11 protein-coding genes and 1 pseudogene are annotated in these 9468 nt (G+C 42.6%); 10 read left to right on the top strand and 2 right to left on the bottom strand.

Annotation, left to right across the window (positions count from 1 at the left end; translation table 11 throughout):
* The first annotated feature begins 188 nt into the window (after positions 1-188).
* The 3 genes and pseudogenes from QUA40_RS21325 to QUA40_RS21315 all read left to right on the top strand — a co-directional run bounded on the left by QUA40_RS21325 (position 189) and on the right by QUA40_RS21315 (position 1821).
* The gene (locus QUA40_RS21325; RefSeq protein WP_333129499.1) at positions 189-470 is read left to right on the top strand and encodes a hypothetical protein; all 282 of its coding nucleotides are present in this window, start codon (positions 189-191) and stop codon (positions 468-470) included.
* A pseudogene (locus QUA40_RS21320) lies at positions 451-1143 on the top strand (ISL3 family transposase). The gene QUA40_RS21325 and the pseudogene QUA40_RS21320 overlap by 20 nt, the downstream one beginning before the upstream one ends.
* A 210-nt stretch (positions 1144-1353) precedes the next feature.
* A complete protein-coding gene (locus QUA40_RS21315; RefSeq protein WP_333129498.1) occupies positions 1354-1821 on the top strand; it encodes a hypothetical protein in 468 nt (155 codons plus the stop codon).
* A gap of 148 nt (positions 1822-1969) precedes the next feature.
* On the opposite strand, the gene QUA40_RS21310 is transcribed toward QUA40_RS21315, so the two are convergent.
* Positions 1970-2296 carry a hypothetical protein gene (locus QUA40_RS21310; RefSeq protein ID WP_333129496.1) on the bottom strand — a complete coding sequence of 109 codons (327 nt, stop codon included), beginning with the start codon at positions 2294-2296 and terminating at the stop codon, positions 1970-1972.
* 121 nt (positions 2297-2417) lie between these two features.
* Positions 2418-2549 carry a hypothetical protein gene (locus QUA40_RS21305; RefSeq protein ID WP_333129494.1) on the bottom strand — a complete coding sequence of 44 codons (132 nt, stop codon included), beginning with the start codon at positions 2547-2549 and terminating at the stop codon, positions 2418-2420.
* Positions 2550-2755: 206 nt separating this feature from the next.
* Between QUA40_RS21305 and QUA40_RS21300 the strand changes: the two genes are divergently transcribed.
* The 7 genes from QUA40_RS21300 to QUA40_RS21270 all read left to right on the top strand — a co-directional run.
* Positions 2756-3037, top strand: a complete 282-nt coding sequence (locus QUA40_RS21300) for a hypothetical protein (protein ID WP_333129492.1) — start codon at positions 2756-2758, stop codon at positions 3035-3037.
* A 217-nt stretch (positions 3038-3254) separates the two neighbouring features.
* A complete protein-coding gene (locus tag QUA40_RS21295; RefSeq protein WP_333129490.1) occupies positions 3255-4082 on the top strand; it encodes a PHP domain-containing protein in 828 nt (275 codons plus the stop codon).
* Between the two features lie 200 nt (positions 4083-4282).
* Entirely contained in the window at positions 4283-4492 is a 210-nt protein-coding gene (locus QUA40_RS21290) for a CsbD family protein (protein ID WP_332978035.1), read from the top strand.
* Between the two features lie 150 nt (positions 4493-4642).
* On the top strand, positions 4643-5362 hold the full coding sequence (locus QUA40_RS21285; RefSeq protein WP_333129488.1) for a hypothetical protein: 720 nt from the start codon (positions 4643-4645) through the stop codon (positions 5360-5362).
* Between the two features lie 218 nt (positions 5363-5580).
* Positions 5581-6855: a hypothetical protein gene (locus QUA40_RS21280; RefSeq protein WP_333129486.1), complete on the top strand. Its 1275-nt coding sequence runs from the start codon at positions 5581-5583 to the stop codon at positions 6853-6855.
* A 290-nt stretch (positions 6856-7145) separates the two neighbouring features.
* Positions 7146-8108, top strand: coding sequence for a hypothetical protein (locus QUA40_RS21275; protein WP_333129484.1), 963 nt, complete (start codon positions 7146-7148; stop codon positions 8106-8108).
* A 14-nt stretch (positions 8109-8122) separates the two neighbouring features.
* The coding region (locus tag QUA40_RS21270; RefSeq protein WP_333129482.1) for a DUF1822 family protein at positions 8123-9468 on the top strand (1346 nt) is incomplete at its 3' end.

The raw sequence follows: 9468 nt of genomic DNA, 5'->3' as shown, positions 1-9468 counted from the left end.
AGGTGGAGTCAACCGAGCGAGAAAGTCATTGTCATCATTGCGGGACAAAAAGTAATAGATTACATCAAAATCATCGATATGTAGTAAAAGATTTATCGTGGGGAGAGCAGCCAGTATTTTGAGAAATAAACAGGCGACAGTTTAAATGTAAAAAATGTGGCAAACCATTTAGTGAAAAATTAGACTTTGTGAACAACCGAAGAACTTATACAAAAGGACTAGCAAATAGCACAATCCAATCAGTATTTTCAAGTGATCTTCACAGTGTAGCAAAACAAGGAGTAGTGACCACAGAAGAAATAGAAAGAATGTTATCAGATGCCTCACAAGAATTATCGTCACAACCATCAAATTTAAAAAAACTAGGAATTGATGAAATAGCTTTAATCAAAGGTCAAGGAAATTACTGTGCCGTATTAATCGATTTAGAAACATCTAAATTGATTACAATTGTCAAAGGAAGAACGTAAGCATAAATCGAGCCAGTGCTTAAATCCTGGGGGTCAGAGGTCAAGCCCAAAAATAGAAGAAGTAAGTATAGATTTGTGGAAAGGCTACAAAACCCTAGTAAAAAAACTGATGCCAAATGTTCAAGTAGTAGCGGACAGATTTCATGTAAGGTTACAAGTTAACAAGGAGCTAGATACACAAAGAAAGCGCGAAAAAAGGCAAATAATAGATTTAACAAAAAAATCAAAATAGTCCAAAAAAGTAGCAAAACTTCAAGAAATATTAGAGGGAATAAACGACAGTAAATATTCATTATTAAAGAATGAAGAGAATTTAAATGAAAAGCAAAATATCAAATTAATGGAGGTTAAAAAACTGTGTCCCAATCTTGCAGAAATGCCTAAATTAAAAGAAAAATTCCGACAAATATTTGAAAAAAAAACAAATTGGTTGAGGGGATTGTTGAGAATTGGTATCTGGCAGAAAAGAGCTAAACAATATTTTCCCGATACTGTGAAGACTATTACTAATTGGTTCGACGAGATAATTGCTTACTTTGATAATAAAACCACAAGTGGTATTGTTGAAGGTATTAACAACAAGCTTAAGTTAATAAAACGTTCTGCAGATGGCTTTAGGAATTTTGAAAACTACAAAAATAGATGTTTGCTTACTTTGTATTTTAATTATTAGTTTGGCATACCAAGTAAGGAAGAACCCGCTCCTTGAAATCTTTCTGCTACTTTCCGAAGAGAGGTGTTACCTGATTCGTAAGTGTTAATGATCTTTTGACGCATATCTAGGGAGTAGGGTTTCATTTTTCTCTTTCTTACCACCTCTACTATTGTACCTAATTGTTAAGCAAAGTGCTGTATCATATTATAATACAACAAATATTGCTCTATGGAACTCACCAATTTTATTGCTCTGTCTGTCATTATTGCCCTCGTGCTGGGGATTGGGTTGGGAACAATGACTTGGGCTTACTTCGGCAAGGGCAGCGTTTCTATACTCTTTAAAGAACCAATTTTAACTTACCCAGAATTTCCAGATACCGACAGCGGCAGTAAAGCTTCCGTTTATTTTCAACAAGGAATTGAGGCTTATCAGTCGGGAAAGTACCGTAAAGCCAAAGATAAATTTACCAGCGCTTTAGAACAAGTTTCAACGTTGGCAGAAGCTTACCACAATCGTGCCTTGGCTTTTGCAAATTTGCGATCGGATGACGAGGCTGTTGCAGATTTGATCCGTGCCAGCGAATTATACCAACAGCAGGGGGCTGGATTTGCGATCGACACGATTAAACAAAATCTTGCAGCCTTGAAGCAGCGCAAATTAGAACGAGAAAAACAAAAAGCCGTAGCGACATAAATGATTATGTTGGGTCAGGGGAACTAAACCCAACCCTAGAGTTGTGGTCGGAAAAACCCGGTTTCTTTAATGGGGTTGGGAGAAATCGGGTTTGTTTACAGAATTTTTATTAAAGGTGAAAATCAAGATTTAAGATTCTCCCGAGCAACTAAATTTTTCGGGCATCTTCTATTTTGTCGATTTGAGAAATCATCATTTCTCGGCTTGATGCCACAACTCGATAATTAGTAATGGGATCGTAAGCTTCCCATTCTTGAGTCACTTCGCTGTCTTCCCACAAAAACCATTCCCGATAAATTTCGCCGTCATCAATGTCGCCACACAAGGGAAGCCAATCATCTCCTCCCAAGTTATCAAAGTCTCCTCCTACTAAGTCAATCCAAGCTGTAAGGATACAAGAGTCAATAGCATTATTATTAACAGTGACTGCGTTAGAGTGAAGAGAAGTTTCGGGAAAACAAAGTGTGGATTTCATAAGCTGTACCTGAATGTTATGTTATTAATTTATAAAAAAATCCTCTACCGCAGTGACAGCAGAATGCCACTATCCCAACCTCCACAGTTCCCACCTCGAAAAACCTTGACACCCAAAGCGCTCAAATGCCTCTGCTGTATGGCTTGAGACCGCTTTGAGTCAAGTCGGTACAGAGGCTAAATTGAGCCACTTTGCCAACTGGCATAGAAGAAAGCCCGATCGACAGATATTGCTGGCGAAGGATCTCGCGCATTCAGGAGCGAACACCGCGCGACTGCCAATTGTATACTGGGTAAGTTGGCGAGTTTCAGTACAGTTTTTGTGGTAAAATTAGAAGGAACCGGACTTTCGTACCAACAGCCTGGTTTTGTCAAAAGCTTTCCAACGGTGGTGCGATCGCCAGTTTTGATTTATTGTTAATTTTGCGAAGTCCCGATCGACTGTTAGGGAAAAAAAATTATGCAAGCAACCAACCAAGAAAGAATTATCGATCTGACAATCAACTATACCAACGGCAAACAGCAACACTTCCAGTTCAGTGCGCCAGAGGGAACAGTAGGAGAGCAAGCAACTTTAGGCACTCGCCTGCACAAAATGTTGACGGCAGACCCGATAATTCTCGAATTGGCAGATAAACTGGTAGTTATCCCAGTTCACAACATACAAAGTATTGAAATATCGCCGGTTCCTACCAAATTGCCAGAGGGTGTCCTTCACCCCATGCGAGAAATCAAGATATAGCTAAGCTGTTCTGCATCCAAATTTAACTGAAAAGGCGGGCAGGATGCTCACCCCACACAAGCTTTTAATAAACATAAATGTCCCAATTAAATGCGAACAACTTATTACAGCTAACAGATTTAAATTACCCAAAAACTTGTCGATCGCAGGGACGATATATGTCCCGTGAGTGAGGGTAATAATTGCACATTTTGCAGACTTTAACTTACCGGAAAAAATGCTAGAACTCCACTGTCACACTACTTATTCCGATGGCACTCTCACCCCTGCCGAACTCGTAGCAGCCGCCGCGTCTTCGGGGGTTCGCGCTTTGGCCGTCACCGATCACGATACGATGTCGGGTTGGGATGAAGCCTTCGCCGCCGCTGCTTTGCACGGTATCGAAATAGTCCCCGGACTCGAACTCAGCACGGTTCACAACGGTCGTTCGCTGCACATTTTAGGTTTTTATCCCGATGCAAATAAGTTGCGCGTTCCTTTGAACGATCGCCTGCAAGGAAGGTTTCGCCGATCGCAGGAAATGGTCGAAAAATTAGCAGCAATGGGATATGCGATCGAACTACCAAAAACATCCCCAGGAATGGCACCGGGGCGGCCTCACATTGCCTCTGCGCTGGTAAAAGCCGGTCACGCCAAATCATCGCGGGAAGCATTCGATCGCTGGCTGGGAGATGATGGCCCGGCTTATGTTCATTACGAGAAATTCTCGATCGTCGAAGGCATTGATTTACTGAAGAGTTGCGGCGCAGTACCAGTTTGGGCTCACCCTTATTTATTTCGCGGCGGCGCAGTTGAGGAAGTCTTAAAAGAATTAGTAGATGCTGGTTTAATGGGAGTTGAAGTATACCATCCCACCCACAGTTCTAGCCAAATCCAAAAGTTGAAAGATTTGTGTCTTCATTACGGTTTGCTGGCAACTGGTGGCAGCGATTATCACGGCCCCGATCCTGAAAGGAAAGCAGCAGATAGCACCCAATTGAATATGCTGCATTTGCCTTTAGAATTGCTGGAACCGATTAAAGTTGCTGCGGCGAGTTTGAAATAGTTGTTTAGGACGAATTTTGCCGACGTATACAGGTGTCAAAAACAGGAATCCTTGGCTTTTTGAGGGAGGAATTTGCACGCGGTAAATCATCAGCAGAAGACCGAGGTCAAGCAGAATATAAATTAATATGAAGTTAAAGGCAATTGCAGGCGAGTTGATTTTACAATGTTACTAAAGCAACTTGCCAAACGGAGCTTATCATGAGTACAGAAGACAGAGCGAAGGCGATCGGCAAAAATTTAGAAGGCAAAGCTCAGGAAATTTTCGGGAACATCACGGGCAACAAGAAAGACCAGGCTGAAGGCAAAGCCAAACAAGCCGAATCAGCCGCCCGCCACGCAGCAGAAGATGCTAAAAATGCGGTAAAAAATCTGGCAGATAAAGCCAAAAGGTCGATCGACAAATTGTAGAAACTGCGTTATACCAAATCCTGGCTAATAGAATTCGCTTCATATCAAATCCTTTGGTATCAATAGGGTTTGATATGATTTATTTTTGGAATGTGCATAAACTGGGTGACTCCTGCGACATCTCTTCAAAAGCGCAGTGGAGAGGTCCCTATGATGATTGATTTTACAACTGAAACGGAGAAAGTGTGGTACAAGTCTCCTGCGATTGTAGCTGCTGTTGGTGCAAGCTCGATCGCCCTTGCAATGTTCGTTTACCCAGAATTCGCCGCTCAACCGATTGTACACTACCGCGCTGACGATAACTCGCTTTCAGCCGATCGCTACAACTTGCAGCGACAAACGCACTGTCAACTCAGCAGCCAACATTATAAACCCGGAGATACCGCTGTTAGCATTCCGTTTGCCGATCGGGCCGTCGTCACCAAAACCATCTCCATTGCCAACAGTTTAACCCTAATGGGGGAATGTCAACACAACGGGCGATCGATTACCAACAAACAACCGGGAACTTCTCTTGTTGCCTTGTTAGAACGGAGTCAAAGTGCCATTCAACAACAGCATCAAACCAACAAAAATCCCGGCATACTAACCATTGTAGCCAATGACTTTGAGCCACGTCAAGGGGAGCGGGCGATCGATTTTAATCGAGTCAAAACCCTCATTGATGACATTGAGAAACAGGGAGTAGTCATCTCATTCATCATACCTCAAGGTCAATTATATGAAGACCTAACAAACCAATTGAGCAGCAAACAAAGCATTTGTGTTTTAGATGAAGGCAAAGATGAAGACGCAGTTAGGCGATCGATGACACCTTGCATTGATGCAGCCTTTACCAAAGCCAGAAAAATGACACCTAAATCAAATTAATTAGGTTTGTAGTAAGGACTTTAGTCCTTATTTTGAGGACTAAAGTCCTCACTACGAACCAGGAATTTCCTGTGTCTACAATAACAGCAAAAACAGTTTAGGTACATCCGTTAAATCCGTTACAGAATCCGCTGCCGAACTTTCTTTTCCGAATTCTGCCTAAACCTTCAACCTGAAGCGACACTATCTTATCAAGCTCAAAAATCGAGGTAAAACCAATGACTTCTACTAATCATAACCACAATTCTGCCGCCAGCATCGTAGCATGGCAATACCTGCACCAAGAATTAACAGCCCTACTCCCCGAACAAATCAAATCCCAAATGAGTCAGCGGGAAAAACGATATGCAGAAGGAGAAAAAGCCAAAACACGAATTAACGACTTAACCCCTTTAGCAAAGCGCCACCCCAACCCGGAAACCAAGAAAATAGTCAATATTTTGGTAGGGTTAATCAGTGCGATTACCTTCAGTGCGGGAGCGCGAATATTGACTTCCGGCATGGGAAGTATGAGCATTCCAGCAAGTTTGTTCATCGGCGGGGCTGCGGGGGTGGTGGCGGATAAAAAAGTGATGAAAGTCATGGAACATTCTCGCAAGAAAAACGGCACTCAGCAAGCATTGAAGGATATCCAAAAACAAAAACAGGCTCATCCCTCAAAAAATGAATTTGGCGAACTTTTTTACGAAGCTCAAACTGCATTAGTGCTACAAGTGGAGGGCCAATGTTTGGAAAAACTACCCCTTACCGATTTAGGTTTAGCCATTGGATTGAGCGGCACGGAATATGCGATGTCTCTGGGGATTGTCATTGGGTTGGGATTGCCGGGGGGAATTGTCTTAAATGCGATCGCAGCGAGTTTGCCGGTGGTAATGTTATGGGGAGCCGCCTCCCTGCAAAATGATGCTTTTGAAATGCCGGGGCACGCCCGCTCATTAATTGGGCAATACGAAGATAGTCTTCCGAAAGAAATCACCGAATTGGAGGCAAATCAGATTGCCGGAATAGACGAAGAAGTTGCTCTGAAACAGCGAGAACTAGCCTATGAGCAAGCCTTAAACCTGCGTCGCGAAAAATTTGTCAGCGAAGGCGATACCAGCGGGCGTTTGAAGAATTGGGACATGGTAGAAGCTGACTTTCAAATCGGGTGGTATTTGACCGAAAAGCATCAAATCGAAAAAGAGCAGGACGAGAAACGGGAACAGCGGTACTTTAAGTTTAAAGAGGATGTTGCTCAAGTTGCCGAACAGTATGAGCCCCCCGCCGGTACTTACTCGCCGGAACAAATGGCTCAGTTGAAGATTGAATGGGTGCAAGCCAAAGAAGAACAATTGAAGGAAAGTTTCGCCCATGACATTCAGTGGTTGAATCACAAATACGGTAACAAAATCAAGCATTACGAGGAGGAAATCGCCGCCGCAGAACGACGGTATGCGGAAGCTGAATCTCGGTGGAGGGAAGAACGGCATTCTGAAAAAGTACGCGCGAATTAATTCCCATAGCGAGTACCGAAAGGGCTCCGGCGAATTCATCCCCTAGCTGATAGCGAAAGGCCGCCAGGGAATGAATTCCCTGGCTAATAGCAAAAGTCCTCTAAAGAGGACTAAGGACTAATGAATTCTTCAGTCCTCTGAAGAGGACTTTCGCTTTGAGGCAGGGAATTCATTCCCTGCCGGACTGCCGGAACAAGAGTATGCCGAAAGGCCTGGAAAAATTTTCCCTGAATCTGCATAAACTCGCCAACACCTGCGACATCAATGTATCTACACCCAAAAACTGGACTATGACGAGACATGATGCCCCCGTCGAACCCTTACCAGGCTTAGTTCCTGTAGCCGCCAGCTTCAACTTGTGGCCGCATTGGGAACTCAAGCCGATTTCCTTGACTTTGTTATTGCTGGCACGTTACAGCGCTCTTTTCCCTGGGATAATCGAATTATCCCGATGCTATCCCAACGTGCCTGTGAACACCGACGAACAGTTACGCCAGCTTCTACAACTCTTGAAAGACTCCCAACAGGGGAGTAGGGAACAAAAAAGACTCCAAAATCAATTGTGCCAACTCATTCCCCATTTGCCCGGAAGTCGCAAGTATCGCGATGCCAATCCTAATATTGATTTTGACGGCGCAGTGAATGAGGCCTATGAGGGTTTTTTCAAAACGCTTCCGAGATTTTTGCTAGGAATTGACCTCGATAATATCGCTGATGATGCGTTGCAAACCAGAGTGGTTAAGCTGTTCAATACAATTATTCAGAACAAAGTATATGACCAATACCGCAAGTTAAAGCGCCAGCCTTTTACTTTTAGTTTGGATGCTCCCATTGCGAGCAATCAAGGTGAAGAATTTGATTCTGAAGGAGTGGCTGATGATACTACGGTAATAGGGATTGAGCAACTGATTGAGCAAGAACAAGTTAAAAATAAGCAGCGCATCGGCCGCAAACTATGGCAGTATATTGAAGACGACCCGACGGGAGAGCTGCGAAATAGTTATCCCAATGAAAAAATAGATAAGACTCAGCCAAACACTCCCGAAAATCGTCGCTCTCGACCGGATGCCAATTGTCACGTACTCGCACTGCGCTTGCTGTTAAAAGACCCTCCTGATGACTTGTCTGCAATTTCCAGAGAGATTAATATCCCCCGTCCCACCCTCGATTCTCACTGGAAAAGAAAAGGTCAGGAACTTGTCAAAAAGATGGCGACTAACTTCGGATATGAACCGGAGAATGACCCTGAATAATTAGAGATACTTTGTTGTTAGAAATTTCTATAAATCCAACTGCACGTAAGTTAGCCCTTCAATTTGCTTCTGAGCAAGCTAATTCGCCAAAAGGCAAGCGAGTTTATTTCAATACCCTTGCTGTTTGGGCAGTTAACTATTTTTTGGAAGGGTTGGAGGTAGAAACCGATATTAATGGTGGCGATAGTTGGCAACCAGAAATTCGGGAAATTTTAGATGTCGCTGATTTAGTGTTACCAGGACTGGGCAAGGTAGAATGTCGGCCAGTTATCATACAAGAACAAGTGATGGCTCTATCGCCAGAAGTCAGGCAAGATCGAATTGCTTACGTTGCAGTTCAGTTTGCCGAACCTTTCGATCGAGTCAAACTTGTGGGATTTATGACCGCTGTTGAAGCGAACGAGTTTTCCGATAAAATTCCTTTGACATGTCTTAGACCAATTGAGGAATTTTTAGACTATTTACACAATATTGAAATAGCAATTCCTACATCTCAAGAAGCTATAGTAGAGATTGTTAATAATGATGAACAACGGATCGCCGCCTATCTCCACCTGATTGAGTTACTTCTTTCCTGTCCCAGCGGCGAGGAGATGAATATTCTTAACGGAAACCAAGATTTAATTGATGTAAAATTGCTGCAAGTAATGGAAGCAGTAGCTGAAAAATTGACTGAAAATGATCAAATAAATGAGGCGGAATTTTTGCGAAAAATCGCCACCGCACAATTGGCAAATGTCGATTATTCAGTAACTTATGAATATTATTTATCTTTCTTGAGGGAGGCATTGCAGACTACCGAAGAAAGTCAAGCTAATCCTGAAATTGTTTATCCCTTTTTTCAACAAAATTTGGAAAAACTAAATCTAACTTTTAGTCAAATATTGCAATGTTGGTTAACCACTAATTTGAAACAATTATCTTCACAAAAAGCTGAATTTATTGCAGGTACTATTGGTAACTTTGGTAATTTAATTCAGCAGTTTCCTTTAGGCAGGCTGGCATGGAATTTAGAAATTGGAATCACCTGTTATACGGCAGTTTTAGAAGTCTACAGCTTTGAAGTATTTCCCGTCAAATGGGCAACGACTCAAAATAATCTAGGGAATGTCTACTCAGATAGAATTATGGGAGAAAAAGCTGATAACATCGAGATGGCAATCGCTTATTATAATGCTGCCTTACAAGTTCTTACCCGCGACCATTTTCCAATCAAATGGGCAACGACTCAAAATAATTTAGGAAATGCCTACAGTGATAGAATTATAGGAAATAAGGCTCACAATATAGAAGAGGCGATCGCTTGTTACCAGTCGGCTTTAATCGTCTACACCCCCGAACAATTTCCCCAAGATTGGGC

The sequence above is a fragment of the Microcoleus sp. Pol11C3 genome (assembly GCF_036701485.1).
Lineage (GTDB): Bacteria > Cyanobacteriota > Cyanobacteriia > Cyanobacteriales > Microcoleaceae > Microcoleus.
This window is presented reverse-complemented; position numbering and strand designations above follow the sequence as displayed.

What these genes read in the sequence shown, in the direction of transcription:
- QUA40_RS21310 (WP_333129496.1), bottom strand. Translation starts at nt 2,296, where the DNA reads ATGAAATCCACACTTTGTTTTCCCGAAACTTCTCTTCACTCTAACGCA.
- QUA40_RS21275 (WP_333129484.1), top strand. Translation starts at nt 7,146, where the DNA reads ATGACGAGACATGATGCCCCCGTCGAACCCTTACCAGGCTTAGTTCCT.
- QUA40_RS21280 (WP_333129486.1), top strand. Translation starts at nt 5,581, where the DNA reads ATGACTTCTACTAATCATAACCACAATTCTGCCGCCAGCATCGTAGCA.
- QUA40_RS21285 (WP_333129488.1), top strand. Translation starts at nt 4,643, where the DNA reads ATGATGATTGATTTTACAACTGAAACGGAGAAAGTGTGGTACAAGTCT.
- QUA40_RS21300 (WP_333129492.1), top strand. Translation starts at nt 2,756, where the DNA reads ATGCAAGCAACCAACCAAGAAAGAATTATCGATCTGACAATCAACTAT.
- QUA40_RS21290 (WP_332978035.1), top strand. Translation starts at nt 4,283, where the DNA reads ATGAGTACAGAAGACAGAGCGAAGGCGATCGGCAAAAATTTAGAAGGC.
- QUA40_RS21305 (WP_333129494.1), bottom strand. Translation starts at nt 2,549, where the DNA reads ATGCGCGAGATCCTTCGCCAGCAATATCTGTCGATCGGGCTTTCTTCT.
- QUA40_RS21295 (WP_333129490.1), top strand. Translation starts at nt 3,255, where the DNA reads ATGCTAGAACTCCACTGTCACACTACTTATTCCGATGGCACTCTCACC.
- QUA40_RS21315 (WP_333129498.1), top strand. Translation starts at nt 1,354, where the DNA reads ATGGAACTCACCAATTTTATTGCTCTGTCTGTCATTATTGCCCTCGTG.